The sequence below is a fragment of the Streptomyces sp. NPDC052496 genome (assembly GCF_040679095.1).
Classification (GTDB): Bacteria; Actinomycetota; Actinomycetes; order Streptomycetales; family Streptomycetaceae; genus Streptomyces.
Genome location: NZ_JBFAUH010000024.1, coordinates 102,959 through 115,514, shown reverse-complemented (window position 1 = coordinate 115,514; position 12,556 = coordinate 102,959). Strand labels below are relative to the sequence as shown.

12 protein-coding genes are annotated in these 12,556 nt (G+C 74.1%); 3 read left to right on the top strand and 9 right to left on the bottom strand.

Annotated features, from left to right (window positions below; genetic code table 11):
- Position 1: 1 nt before the first annotated feature.
- The 4 genes from AB0L45_RS29030 to AB0L45_RS29015 are packed head-to-tail and all read right to left on the bottom strand — an operon-like array spanning position 2 to position 2,702.
- A complete protein-coding gene (locus AB0L45_RS29030) occupies positions 2-1,075 on the bottom strand; it encodes a phosphotriesterase (RefSeq protein WP_365845030.1) in 1,074 nt (357 codons plus the stop codon).
- Positions 1,069-1,653 (bottom strand): DUF4865 family protein, encoded by a 585-nt coding sequence (locus AB0L45_RS29025; RefSeq protein WP_365845028.1) that lies wholly within the window; start codon positions 1,651-1,653, stop codon positions 1,069-1,071. Before AB0L45_RS29025 ends, AB0L45_RS29030 begins: the two co-directional genes overlap by 7 nt.
- 33 nt (positions 1,654-1,686) lie before the next feature.
- Complete coding sequence (locus AB0L45_RS29020; RefSeq protein ID WP_365845026.1) at positions 1,687-2,082, bottom strand: cupin domain-containing protein; 396 nt, start codon at positions 2,080-2,082, stop codon at positions 1,687-1,689.
- A 38-nt stretch (positions 2,083-2,120) separates the two neighbouring features.
- Positions 2,121-2,702: a TetR/AcrR family transcriptional regulator gene (locus tag AB0L45_RS29015; RefSeq protein ID WP_365845024.1), complete on the bottom strand. Its 582-nt coding sequence runs from the start codon at positions 2,700-2,702 to the stop codon at positions 2,121-2,123.
- Between the two features lie 342 nt (positions 2,703-3,044).
- Here AB0L45_RS29015 and AB0L45_RS29010 point away from each other — a divergent pair, with 342 nt between their 5' ends.
- A complete protein-coding gene (locus tag AB0L45_RS29010; RefSeq protein WP_365845145.1) occupies positions 3,045-3,350 on the top strand; it encodes an SHOCT domain-containing protein in 306 nt (101 codons plus the stop codon).
- 133 nt (positions 3,351-3,483) lie between these two features.
- On the opposite strand, the gene AB0L45_RS29005 is transcribed toward AB0L45_RS29010, so the two are convergent.
- Together AB0L45_RS29005 and AB0L45_RS29000 are read right to left on the bottom strand one after the other, a co-directional pair.
- The gene (locus tag AB0L45_RS29005; RefSeq protein WP_365845022.1) at positions 3,484-4,032 is read right to left on the bottom strand and encodes an ATP-binding protein; all 549 of its coding nucleotides are present in this window, start codon (positions 4,030-4,032) and stop codon (positions 3,484-3,486) included.
- Positions 4,033-4,204: 172 nt separating this feature from the next.
- Entirely contained in the window at positions 4,205-4,495 is a 291-nt protein-coding gene (locus tag AB0L45_RS29000) for a hypothetical protein (protein ID WP_365845020.1), read from the bottom strand.
- A gap of 304 nt (positions 4,496-4,799) precedes the next feature.
- Between AB0L45_RS29000 and AB0L45_RS28995 the strand changes: the two genes are divergently transcribed.
- Positions 4,800-5,897: a PLP-dependent cysteine synthase family protein gene (locus tag AB0L45_RS28995; RefSeq protein ID WP_365845142.1), complete on the top strand. Its 1,098-nt coding sequence runs from the start codon at positions 4,800-4,802 to the stop codon at positions 5,895-5,897.
- A 91-nt stretch (positions 5,898-5,988) separates the two neighbouring features.
- Here AB0L45_RS28995 and AB0L45_RS28990 read toward each other — a convergent pair whose 3' ends face one another.
- Both AB0L45_RS28990 and AB0L45_RS28985 read right to left on the bottom strand, forming a co-directional pair.
- Positions 5,989-6,480, bottom strand: a complete 492-nt coding sequence (locus AB0L45_RS28990) for an SRPBCC family protein (protein WP_365845018.1) — start codon at positions 6,478-6,480, stop codon at positions 5,989-5,991.
- 73 nt (positions 6,481-6,553) lie between these two features.
- The gene (locus AB0L45_RS28985) at positions 6,554-7,399 is read right to left on the bottom strand and encodes a DeoR/GlpR family DNA-binding transcription regulator (RefSeq protein WP_365845016.1); all 846 of its coding nucleotides are present in this window, start codon (positions 7,397-7,399) and stop codon (positions 6,554-6,556) included.
- Positions 7,400-7,628: 229 nt separating this feature from the next.
- On the opposite strand from AB0L45_RS28985, the gene AB0L45_RS28980 reads away from it, so the two are divergent.
- On the top strand, positions 7,629-10,052 hold the full coding sequence (locus AB0L45_RS28980; RefSeq protein WP_365845014.1) for a hypothetical protein: 2,424 nt from the start codon (positions 7,629-7,631) through the stop codon (positions 10,050-10,052).
- A gap of 7 nt (positions 10,053-10,059) precedes the next feature.
- Here the strand turns inward: AB0L45_RS28980 and AB0L45_RS28975 are convergent, their stop codons facing one another.
- Positions 10,060-12,519, bottom strand: coding sequence for a right-handed parallel beta-helix repeat-containing protein (locus AB0L45_RS28975; protein ID WP_365845012.1), 2,460 nt, complete (start codon positions 12,517-12,519; stop codon positions 10,060-10,062).
- Between the last annotated feature and the right edge of the window lie 37 nt (positions 12,520-12,556).

The window sequence follows — 12,556 nt, the reverse complement described above, 5'->3', positions numbered from 1 at the left end:
CCTACGCCCACGCGACCGCGAACGCGCGGGCCGGGTTCACCGTGAAGATGTCCCGCACCAGCCCCGCGCCCAGGGTGGCTTCGAGCCGCGGGCCCAGGGTGCGCAGCAGATAGGGCATGCCGGGCCCGCCGTCGACCGACCGGGCCGCCGCGGTCGTCGTGTCCCCGCCGAGCAGCAGCCGGTCCCCGTACCCGGCGTCGGCGAGCGCGGCCAGCGCGTCCGGCAGCCGCCAGTCCGTGGCGTGGTGGGCACGTGACGGGCCGTCGAAGACCAGCCAGGCTCCGGCAGCGGCGGCCGACCGGTGGACGGCCAGGTCGGGGAAGCGGTTGAGGTGCCCCAGGAGGACGCGCCCCGGCGGCACCTCCAACGTCCCGCACAGCAGGTCGAGTACGTCCGGCGCCCCGGTGCCCAGCTCCAGGTGGACGCCGATGGGAGCGCCCGTGGCGTGGTGCGCCTCGGCCGCGGCGGCCATGGTGTACCGGGCGTGCGCGTCCAGTCCGTGGAAGCCGCCGGCCACTTTGATCATCCCGGCACGGGGACGCGCGGCACCGCCGTCGGACGCGTCCGTACCGTCGGCCGCACCCGTACCGTCGGCACCCCGGTCTCCCGCCCAGCTCCCGATCCCCGTCGTCAACTCCGCCACGAACAGCCCCGCCAGACCGTCCCGGCCCGCGGCACCCCTCTTCCCCCGCACCCGCTCCAGCACCTCGGGCGCGTAATGAACCGCCTGGTGCAGACCCGTCGCCGCGACGATGCGTACTCCCGACTCCTCGGCGAGCCGGGGCAGTTCCCCGGCGCGCCGCCCCATCCCGTACGGCGTCCACTGGACCACCGTGCCGCCGCCCGCCTCCCGGAAGGCCCGCAGTTCGGCCGCCGCCGCGCCGGCGTCGGCGAGTTCCTGGCCGGGCAGTTGCGGGCTGCGCAGGAACAGGTGGTCGTGGGCGTCGCAGCGGCCCAGCGTGGCGGGGGAGACGTCCCCCGAGACCGTACGGACGGCCGGGACCGTACGGACGGCAGAGACCGTGGGGACGGCAGAGACCGTAGGGACGGCCGGTCGCGCGCCCTCGTTCACCACGACGCTCCGGTCGGCAGCGTTGCGGCGCCCGGCGCGGACAGGTGCAGCACCTGGAAGCGCTCCCCGTCGGACTCGGGCGCGGTGCCCTCCCAGAGGGTGAAGTGCACCAGTTCCCAGTGCCGGGGGTCGAGCGCGAGCGCGGTGGTGTGGACTCCGTCCGTACGGGCCAGCCGCCGCTGGCCGGCCATCGCCTCTTCGACCGCGGTGGCCGGATCCGTCCCCTCGTCGAGTGCCTGGACGCGGCGGACGAAGGAGCCGGGCACCGCTCGGGCGGACGGTCCGCGCTCGTGGTGGACGCCCATCCAGTGCCGCACCACCGGGCGGCCGAAGTCGCGGATCACGCCGCGGAAGCCGTCTCCGAGCAGGAATCGGTGCATCGCCGGGGCGTCGGCCCAGAGGTAGAACGGCGCGTATTGATTGACGGGCGAACCGTCGACCCCGCGTTCCCGTATGCCGTAGGCCTTCAAGCCGAGCCCTTCGTAGGCATCCAGGAGGTGGCCCCGGGTCCGTACCCGGTCGCGGATGATCTCCATGTCGTAATCGGCGGGCAGGGTGACCGCGTACTGCAGGGCGTGCACAGATGCTCCAAGTGGGGGAGTGGGCGGGGCGTTTCAGGCGGGCCGGAGGGTCTCGTCGACCAGGTGGCCCCAGTGGGTGGTCGTGCCGTCGTCCGCCGCCTCGACCAGGGCGAGGTGGGTCATGAACGTGCCGGGCGCGGCGCCGTGCCAGTGCCACTCGCCCGGGCCGGTCCACACCGTGTCCCCGGCCCTGATCTCCTCGACCGGACCGCCGTCGCGCTGCACCAGGCCGACGCCCTCGGTGACGAGCAGGACCTGGCCGTGCGGGTGGCGGTGCCAGGCGGTACGGGCGCCGGGCGCGAAGTGGACGCTGAACAGGCGCAGGCGGGACGGCGCGGGCGGCGCCGCGAGCTCGTCGAGCCATACGGTGCCGGTGAAGTGCTCGGCGGGGCCGGCCTGGGTGCCGGGACGGTTACGGGTGATCTCCATGGTGGTGACGCCTTTCCGGTGCGGGGGCCGAGGGCCGGTCAGCCGGCGGTGACCGGGCCGGTGGCGCGGGCCGCGAGCAGGGACAGCACGCCGTGTACGGCGGTGTCGAAGGGGGCGGGCGACTCGGCGGCGCGGGCCAGTACGTAACCGCCCTGCACGGTGGCGACGACGGCGGCCGCGGTCCCTTCCGGGTCCAGCCGCGCGTCGAACTCGCCGCGCTCACGCCCCTCGCGGAGGATCGCGGCGATCCGCCCGCGCAGCCAGTCGAGCGTCTCGAAGACCGGCTGCCGCAGCGCCGGGTCGGCGATGACGTCCGGATCCATGGTCAGCCGGCCCACCGGGCAGCCGCGCAGCACGTCACGCTCGCGCAGGAGGTAGGCCCGCACCCGGTCGTACGCGCTGCCGTCCCCGGAGAGGGCGGTGTCCGCGGTGGCCCGCATGGCCTCGGCGGTACGGCGGATGGCGGCGAGCGCGAGGTCGGACTTGCCGGTGAAGTGGTGGTACATGCTGCCCTGTCCGACACCGGCGCGCTGCAGGATCGCCTTCGGGCTGGTGCCGGTGAACCCGCGCTCCCAGAGGAGTTCCCGGGTGCTCTCGATGAGCCGTTCGGAAGTGGTCATGAGGAGACTGTACATACTGGTAGTTACAGAGATCAACATCGGGTCGGCGGGCAGGCGCCGAGGCGGCCGGGCGCTCGGCAGGCGACGGCGATCCGCCGCACCGGGGACCGTCTACTCCCTCGGCGGTACCCGCGTTGCCCTCGGCCGTACGACGACCGGCGGCCCCCGGTGGGCCAGGCTCGGAAGAACGAACTCCCGCAGCCGCGCCGGGCCGGTGCTCCTCACCGGGCTCGCGCGGCGCCGCCGACAAGGAGCTGATCCGTCATGTACGCACCTGCCACGTCCGTGTCGTCCGCGTCGTCCGCGTCGTCCGCGTACGAGCCTTCCGCTTACGAACCCGCCGTGCACGCGCTCGCGCACCCGTGGACCGGCGGCGGCCCCGGCCCCTGGTTCCTCCTCGTCCCGCTGATCTGGGCGGCCGTCGCGTTCGCGGTGGTCACCCTGCTGCGGCGCACCGTGTGGCGGGGCCGCCGCCGGCCGTTCGGCGGCCTCCGGGGCCCCGGTCCCGTACCGGCGGACGGTGCCGACCCGTCGCCCATCTCCCTGCTCGCCCGGCGCTTCGCGGCCGGGGAGATCGACGAGGAGGAGTACTGGCGCCGGCTCTCCGTCCTGGACGAGCGCTTCGGCACCAAGGGCGGCACGGCGTGAACGAGGGCGCGCGGACATGCATGACCGCGCGCCCGCACACACCACGCGCCGCCACCGGGTGAAGGCTCACGTCCGCACGCCAGGCCTCACCCGCCGCACCCTCCTCGGCGCACGGCGACCCGTACCGCTCCCTTCAACCGACCCCGGCCCCCCGTACCCGCGGCCGCGTGTCCACCGGTGCCCGCAGGGGCGGTTCGGCCGGTGTGAGCGCCGGTTCGCGCGCCGCCTTGCCGCGGGCGCACGACGAGCGCCCCACGGACGTACGGCGGACCGCTTCCTCCGGGGCCGCCGAGAGCGCGGGGAGCGTGAACCAGACGACCTTGCCGCCGCCGTCGGGCCGCACGCCCCAGCTCTCGCTCAGGGCTGCGATCAGCGACAGGCCGCGGCCTTCGGTGTCGAGGGTGCCGGCGGTCCGTACCCGGGGCAGTCGTGGGTCCAGGTCGCGCACCGAGACCGTCAGCTGGTCCAGGAGGACGAGCAGTTCCACGGTGCACTGCTTGCTGGGCACCGCGTGCTGGTGCACGTTGGCCAGCAGCTCGGTCACGCCGAGCGCCGCCGGGTCTATCAAGGCGTCGAGACGCCAGTACCGGAGCTGTGCCGATACGATTCTGCGCACCTGGCCGATCCGGGCCGGAAGGGCCTGGAGCTCCACCGTGCAGTGTCTGCTGGGCTGCCTGATCACGACCGCGACTCCCTGATGAGGTCGGGCGCCCTCGTACGTCGGGGGCGAAGATCGGATCCAGCGATGCCGCCTTCCACCACAGTGTCACCGCTGGTGAACCCTCAGTGATACGAGTCCAGGGTCGTCCCACCAGTGCGCTCCCGCAACCGCACCGTCCCCCGAAAGGACCCTGTCAAGCGCGAGCGGAGCGCGCCGCGCGTACGGCATCCAGGAACCGGTCCGGAGTGCCCAGCGTCAGCGAGTAACGGTGTCCGTTCAGGGTCGCGAGCGCCCGGTCACGGGCCGCGAACAGTGGTTTGTGCGCCTGTACGGCCTGCACCGGCGCACTGTCTATCTCGGTGCCGTAACTCGTCAGCAGCGCCAGCCTGCCGTCCTTGATCACGACCTGGCCCGCCCGGGTGAGCGACCGGAGCAGCCATCTTTCTATGCGTACCCCGGTGGCGTTGAACTCCGGCTCCGCCATGGCGATCACCTCCTCAGCACGTCGGGCGTGCGCTCTCCACCCGCCCCCTTGGTGCGCAGTCTGCCTGCGTCGTGCCGCGGGCACCAGTACCCCTTGGCCAAAGCTCGCCCCTGGTTCTGCCCCAGTGGTGCTTGGAGGTGCTCAAAGGGTTGTTTATGCAGGTGAGAAGGGTGTGGCGGATGGTTATAGTCGGAACCGGCCCGGCGTTCCGCGCGGGCCTGGAACGACGTCGGGGAGCGCGCCGATGAGCACCGCACAGTCACCACTCGACCCCGCCGACCGGGTGCCCAGCAGCGGCTGCCCGATGCCGACCGTGGACGTCGACCGCAGCGATCCGGACTACCGCGGCTGGCTGAAAGAAGCCGTCCGCAAGGTCCAGGCGGACGCCAACCGGACGGCGGACACCCATGTGCTGCGGTTCCCGCTGCCGGAGGAGTGGGGCATCGACCTGTACCTGAAGGACGAGTCGACCCACCCCACCGGCAGCCTCAAGCACCGGCTGGCCCGTTCGCTGTTCCTCTACGGGCTGTGCAACGGCTGGATCCGGCCGGGCAAGCCCGTCATCGAGTCCTCCAGCGGCTCGACCGCGGTCTCCGAGGCGTACTTCGCGAGCCTGATCGGCGTGCCGTTCATCGCCGTGATGCCCGCCACCACCAGCCGGGAGAAGACCCGGCTGATCGAGTTCCACGGCGGCACCTGCCACCTCGTGGACGATCCGCGGACCGTCTACGCGGTCTCCGCCCGGCTCGCCGCCGAGTCCGGCGGGCACTACATGGACCAGTTCACTTACGCCGAACGGGCGACGGACTGGCGGGGCAACAACAACATCGCCGAGTCGATCTTCCAGCAGCTGCGGCTGGAGCGGTACCCGGAACCCGCCTGGATCGTCGCCACGGCCGGCACCGGCGGCACCTCGGCGACCATCGCCCGCTATGTGCACTACATGCAGTACGACACCCGCATCTGCGTACCCGACCCGGAGAACTCCTGCTTCTTCGACGGCTGGCGCACCGGCGACGCGAAGACGGACTGCGCCACCGCCTCCCGCATCGAGGGCATCGGGCGGCCGCGCATGGAGCCCAGCTTCGTGCCCGGCGCCGTCGACCGGATGATGAAGGTCCCGGACGCGGCGAGCGTGGCGGCCGTACGGGCCCTGGAGCGGGCCATCGGGCGCAAGGCGGGCGGCTCGACGGGCACCGGCCTGTGGAGCGCGCTGAAGATCGTCGGGGAGATGGTCGCGGACGGGCGCACCGGCTCCGTCGTGACGCTGCTGTGCGATCCGGGCGACCGGTACCTGGACAAGTACTACTCGGACCGCTGGCTGGCGGAGCAGGGCCTGGACATCGCGCCGTACGCGGCGACGATCGACAGCTTCCTGGCGACCGGCCACTGGTCTGCCTGACCGCTGGAGGTCGGCAGCCGGTCTGCCTGATGCTCGGAGACCGGTGACGGACCTGCCGGAGCCGGGCCCGTCACCGCTGCTCGACCGCCCGCTACCGCCCGGCCAGCCGGCGGTCCAGTGCCCGTACCGACGCCCGGAAGGCCCGGCCCATCCCGGGGCGGGCCAGCAGCATCAGGAAGCGGTACGCCACCGGGCCGTCCGTGGCGAACGTCCACCGGATGCGGGTGCCGCCGCCGGCCGGGGTCAGCCGCCAGTCCTCCAGGAGGGTGCGCGGCCCCGGCAGGTTCGTGCCGTCGACCCGGTACGCGTACTGCTCGTCCGGCTCGGCGGCCAGCACCGTCTCCACCAGGCGGAAGCCGCCGGACAGCGTCACCTCGCGGCCCTTGCCGCCCGCGGTGGACCTGGCGCGCGAGACGCCGGTGACCCACCGGCTCGCCCCTTCGACGTCCTCGGCCAGCGCCGCGTACACGGCAGCGGGCGGGGACGCGATCTCGGCGGCGAACACCAGGCGCACCGGGGCGTGGTCGGCGTAGGCGAGGCCGACGGGACGGAGCCGGCGCAGCCGGCGTACACGGCGAGGCAAGGTGGCACCCCCGGTCGGATCGGGCTCCCAGGGTCACCCCCTGCGGTTGGGCGTCACCCTAGCCTCCGGCGCCTCAGATGTCTGCGCCGTCGCCCGGTTCGCCCGCGACGACCAGCTCCGGCGGCAGTTCCGCGATCTCCTCGCGGGCCTGGGCCGGCAGGCCGCGGTCGGTCACCAGGACGTCCACGTCCTCCAGGGAGGCGAAGGAACTGAGTCCCACCGTGCCCCACTTGGTGTGGTCGGCCACCACCACGACGCGGCGGGCGGAGCGGACGAAGTGCCGGTTGGTCTCCGCCTCGGCGAGGTTGGGCGTGGACAGCCCGGCCTCCACCGATATGCCGTGCACGCCGAGGAAGAGCACGTCGAAGTGGAGGGAGCGGATCGCCGCGTCCGCCACCGGCCCCACCAGGGTGTCCGAGGGCGTACGGACGCCGCCGGTCAGGACCACCGTCGCCGCGCCCGCGCGGGGCGCCTGGCTGCCGCCGGCCGCCGCGCGCTGCGCGTTGTAGAACACGTCGGCGACCCGTACCGAGTTGGTGACGACCGTCAGGTCCGGCACCTCCAGCAGCTGCTGGGCCAGCGCGAACGCGGTGGTGCCGCCCGCCAGGGCGATCGCGCCGCCCGGTGCCGCCATCCGGGCCGCCGCCTTGGCGATGTCCTCCTTGGCGCTCAGCTCCAGCCCCGACTTGGCCTCGAAGCCCGGTTCGTGGCTGCTCGGCTCGCTGACCGGCACCGCGCCGCCGTGCACCTTCTCCACCATGCCCTGCCTGGCCAGGGCGTCCAGGTCGCGCCGGACCGTCATGTCGGAGACGTTGAGCCTGCGGGTCAGCTCGTTCACGCGGACGCCGCCGCGCCGTCTGACCTCGTCGAGGATCAGAGCGCGCCGCTGCTCCGCGAGCAGGTTCTGGTTGTCGCTCACCCCGGCCTGTCCCTTCCGCCCGGCTGCCGTTGCGCCCACATCCTCGCACGCGGCAGCGGGCGCATCCGCCCCGCCCGGGTGGGGTGTGCGCCCGTGGAAGCGGGAAGAAGGCAGGCGCGAGCCGGGTGCCCGGGGCCGCGGGCGCTGGTTGAGCATGACATGACAGTGGTGGGCGTCGCCGGGTACCGTGCGGCGCCGACCGGCACGTACGGCATCGGGGGAACGAGCAGTGAACAGCGGAAGCAGCACGCACCGAGCGGCACCGGAAGGGCCGGGCACCGCCCCGGACGGGGACGGGACGGACACGGACCCCGACACCCCACCCGCCGACGAGCCGCAACTCGCCCTGGAACTCCTCGTCCACGGCGTCGGCGGTACGACCCCCGAGCGGATGCTCGGCGACCCGCGCACCGTCCTGATCACCGGCGACGACACCGCCGCCGTGTACCGCAGGGCCGTCGACGCCGACGCCGAGCAGCGCCCCGGCGACTACCGCACCGAGCCGATCCGCGAGGCGTACTGCTGGTGCAACCTCACCTCCGGCAACGGCGCCCGCGCCCTGTGGCTGATCCTGCTCCCGTTCATGGTCGCCAACCTCGCCCACTGGATGCGCCCCGCCGCCCCCTCCCACCACAGGGGCCACCGCGTCTACGACATCCTCGTCCGCCTCCTCGCCCTCAGCCTCACCGTCCTGCTGGTCGCCGCGGCCTGCGAAGTGGCCCTGGACCTGACGGCCTGGCAGTGCGCGGGCAGCGCCGCCTGCGCGGCGGGCAAGTCCTGGATGGGCTTCATGAGCCCCGGGCAGGGCGGCACCTGGAGCGGACCCGGCCGCCGCGTCGTGCTGTGCGCCGTCCTCCCGCTGCTGCTGGTCGGCTTCCTGTGGTGGCTCTCCCGCCGTACGTGGAGCGCGTACGAGTCCGCCTCGCCGCCGCCGCGGCGCCCCGGCACCTCCCGTGACGTGCCGCCCGCCCAGCGCCCCGCGCTGACCCGCCGCGGCTTCTGGTACGGCCGCCGGGTGGTGGCCCGGCTGCGCGCCGCGCACACCGCGGCCGGACTGCTGACCGTCACCGCCGCGCTGCTCCTGGCCGGGCTGGACTTCGACCGCCGTACGGAGAACGGCGGCGTGCTGTCCGTCCTCGGCCGGGCCCTGCTCGCGCTGGTCCTGCTGCTGGCGGTGCTCACCGTATGGGTCGTCTGCCGCACCGCGCGCTGCGAGGCCGAGCCGGACGAACACCGCGACCGGTTCCTGGTCAGGGCGCTGCCGTCGGGCGCGCTCGCCGCGCTGGTCCTGACGGCCGTCCACACGGCCTGGGCCCGGCCCGGCTGGGTCAGCGGCGACCGGCTGCCCGGCAGCGGCGCCTTCGGCGGCATCGCCGTCTTCCAGGGCCTGGTGGTCCTCGGCCTCGTCGTCACCGCCGGCTTCCTCCAGAACGCCGCGCGCCGCCACGGGCACGGCGACGGGCGCGCCGCGCTGAAAGGGTTCCACGGCGCGGCCGTCGCCCTGCTGGGGTGCGCGCTGGGCGGCGTGCTGACCGGGGGAGCGGCCCAGCGGCTGGGGGACTGGCTGGACGGCGGTTCGGCGCCCGGCCGGCCGGGCGCCCCGATCGCCGGGCCGCCCGTCCTGCTGTCCTGGCAGGCGTCGGTGCTCCCGGTGCTCCTGGTGGTGGTCGCGGCCTTCGCCGTCCTGGCCGGCGTCCAGATGCTGCTGGTGCGCCGCAAGGTGGAACCGGACATCCCCGGCCTGTACGACAAACAGGAGCGGCCCGACGAGCAGCGGGCGCGCCGGATCGCCGGCACCATCGCGCGGGCCGGACTCACGGATTCCGCCCCGGTCCTGGTCGGCGCCGTCTGCCTGGTCACCCTGGTGCTGGGAGCGGGTGCCGTGGCCGGCGCCTGGCTCACCGACCGCGCCCCCGGCCGCGCCACGGAGCAGGCTCCGCTGCTGGTGCACACGGCCGCCGCGACGGCGGAGTCGCTCGGGTCCTGGCTGATGGGCGCCGGTGTGCTGCTGCTCGGCTTCATGGGCTGGCGCGCCTACCGGGACCGCTCCACCCGCCGTACCGTCGGCATCCTGTGGGACGTCGGCACGTTCTGGCCGCGCGCCGCGCACCCGTTCGCGCCGCCCTGTTACGCCGAGCGCGCCGTCCCCGACCTGACGTGGCGGATGGCGACCTGGACCGAGAACAACGACGGCCGCCTGGTCATCTCCGGCCACTCCCAGGGCAGTGTGCTGGCGGCGGCCGCCGTCTGGCAGCTGGACCTGGTCACCCGCAGCCGGGTCGCGCTGCTCACCTACGGGTCGCCGCTGGAGCGCCTGTACGGGCGGTGGTTCCCCGCCTGCTTCGGCCCCGAGGCGCTGACCGGACTGCACCGGGAGATGGACGACTGGCGCAACCTGTGGCGGCTGACCGACCCTATCGGCGGGCCCGTGCGGCTCACCTGCGAGGACGGCCCCGACATCGACCTCGGCCCGCTGCGGGATCCGCTCGCCTTCGGGCGCACCCTGCGCCACCCGCTGCCCGCGCAGATCCTCGGCCACGGGGACTACCAGTCCGACCCGGTGTTCGAGGAGACCCGGGCCGTACTGATCGCCCGGCTCGGTGCGGGCGTACCGCGTCCGCGCGACACCACCGGGACCGGCGGCGGCTGCTGAGGGGCGGTCAGGGCAGGTCGGGCAGGTCCTCGGCGTACAGCAGGGTGAGGTCGTCGGTGTCCGGGTCGGTCAGCAGGGCGACCCGGCCCGCGTGCCGCTCGACCATCGACTCGAACGTCTGCCGGGCGGTCCGCCCGTTGCCGAACGACGGGCCCTTGGGCAGCGCGGTGAAGTACTTCAGCAGCGCCTCGCCCGCGCCCTCGGCCAGCCGGTACTCATGCTCCTCGCCCTGCTGTTCGACGATGCGCAGCAAGTCCTCCGGCGCGTAGTCACCGAAGGTGATGGTGCGGGAGAAACGGGACGCCACGCCCGGGTTGACGGCGAGGAAGCGCTCCATCTCGGCCGTGTACCCGGCCACGATCACCACCACCGCCTCGCGGTGATCCTCCATCAGCTTCACCAGCGTGTCGATCGCCTCGCGCCCGAAGTCCCGCCCGGAGTCCTCCGGCGACAGCGCGTACGCCTCGTCGATGAACAGCACCCCGCCGCGCGCCCGGTCGAACGCCTCCTGCGTACGGATCGCCGTGGACCCGATGTGCTCGCCGACCAGGTCCACCCGGGACACCTCCACCAGGTGCCCGCGCTCCAGCACGTCCAGCGCGGCCAGGATCTCGCCGTAGAGCCGCGCGACCGTGGTCTTGCCGGTGCCGGGGGAGCCGGTGAAGACCAGGTGGCGGCGGACCGAGGCGGCCTTGAGGCCGGCCTCCTGCCGCCGGCGCCCCACCTCGATCATGTTGATCAGGCTGCGGACCTCGCGCTTGACGCTCTCCAGGCCGACCAGCCGGTCCAGTTCGCCGAGCACCTCCTCGGAGGGCCGGCGCGCCGCGGCGGTCTGCGCGGGAGCCGCCGCGGGCTGCGCGGGCTGCGCGGCCTGTGCCGGTACGCCGCCGAGCAGCCCGGCCGTCTGCGTCGCCGGTACGGCCGCCGGAGTCCGCACCGCGGGCGCCGGTACCGCCGGTTCCCCGGCTGCCCGGCTCTCGTCGCTGGTGCAGTCGTGCACGCTCGGCCCGCCCGTGTACCCCTCGCCCTGCGCCGCGGCGCTGTCCGCGAACTCGTACCCGCCGCGCGCGCACCGCTCGGTGCGGCACCGCGTCAGCGTCGTACGGCAGCCGTCGATGATGTGGAAGCCGTACCCCGAACTGCCGGTGACCCGGCAGCCGGTGAACGTGCCGCGCCCCTCCGCCGAGACGTAGAACCCCGCCTCGGCCGGGGCGGCGACCACACAGCCCTCCACCGTGGGATCGGCGCCCTTGGTCACGATCACACCGGTCTGCACGCCGTCGATGGTGCAGTTGGCGAGCGTGCCGCCGCTGCCGTGGTCACGGAACCAGGCGCCGGTCGCCGCCTCCCGGATCCGGCAGTCGTCGAGCTGCACGGTCGCCCCGTCGCTCACCGACACCGCCGTGTTGCGCACCTGGGACAGGTCGGAGTCCACCACGTCCGCGCGCGAGCCCCGGTCCAGCACGAACAGCGCGTCCGGCACGTCGTGCACCCGCGTCGAGTCCAGCACGGCCGTGGCGCCGTCGCTGACCCACACCGCCGGATAGTCGCCCGTACTGTCGTGGATCTCGCACTGGTTGGCGTCCACCCGGGTGCCCGGATCCCACACGGACAGCCCGTTGCGGCCGAAGCGCCGCACCGTGCTGCGGGTCAGCGTCAGCACCGAACGGGACCGCAGGTCGACCGCGTTCTCCGGGATGTCGTGGATGTCGCAGTCGGCGAGGGTGAGCACCGCGTCGGTGTCCAGGGTGATGCCGTCGGCGGAGGTCCGGTGCACCGAGCAGTCGGTCAGCTGGCCGCTCGCCCGCGCGGCCACCTGCACCCCCGCGCCCTTGATCTCGTACAGCTCGCAGCCGACCGCCTCCACGCCGCTGCCCTCGCCGTCGACCGAGAGGCCCGCCCCGGAGGCATGCCGCACCCGACAGTTCTCCAGCCGCGGATGCGCGCCGCCGCGCACCGCGATCCCGGACTGCCCGGCGGCCACCACCTCGCACTCCTCGAAGATGCCGCCCGCGCCGTCCAGCACGCTGATGCCCACACCGCCCGGATTGTCGACCGTGCAGCGGCGTACGGTCGGGCGCGCGCCGCCGCGCACCTCGATGCCGGACGCCGAACGGGTCACCACCCGCAGCCCGTCCAGCTCCGGGGCCCCGTCCTCCACCAGCACCGCGGGCGCCGTGGAGTCCTGCCCCTCCACCTGGAGGTCCTGGACCGACGCCGAGGCCCGCACGGTCAGCGCGACACCGTCGGCGGGCGCGATCCGCACCGACCCGCGGGCGCCTTCGGGCCCGCGCAGCGTCACCGCGCGCAGCAGCACCAGGTTCTCGCGGTACGTACCGGCGCCCACGGTCAGGACGTCGCCGTCCCCGGCGGCTTCGAGGGCCGCGGCCAGCGAGCTGTACTCGCCCGTGCGGCGCCGCCACCGCGATGTGCCCGTGTGCGTCACCTGGACCGAGCCCTGTGCCATGGCGCTGTCGTGTCCCCACCTCGTGCGGCTGTTACCG

Coding starts and splice junctions, on each gene's coding strand:
- AB0L45_RS29000 (WP_365845020.1), bottom strand. CDS start 4,495: ATGGCGGAGCCGGAGTTCAACGCCACCGGGGTACGCATAGAAAGATGG.
- AB0L45_RS28995 (WP_365845142.1), top strand. CDS start 4,800: ATGCCGACCGTGGACGTCGACCGCAGCGATCCGGACTACCGCGGCTGG.
- AB0L45_RS29015 (WP_365845024.1), bottom strand. CDS start 2,702: ATGACCACTTCCGAACGGCTCATCGAGAGCACCCGGGAACTCCTCTGG.
- AB0L45_RS29020 (WP_365845026.1), bottom strand. CDS start 2,082: ATGGAGATCACCCGTAACCGTCCCGGCACCCAGGCCGGCCCCGCCGAG.
- AB0L45_RS28975 (WP_365845012.1), bottom strand. CDS start 12,519: ATGGCACAGGGCTCGGTCCAGGTGACGCACACGGGCACATCGCGGTGG.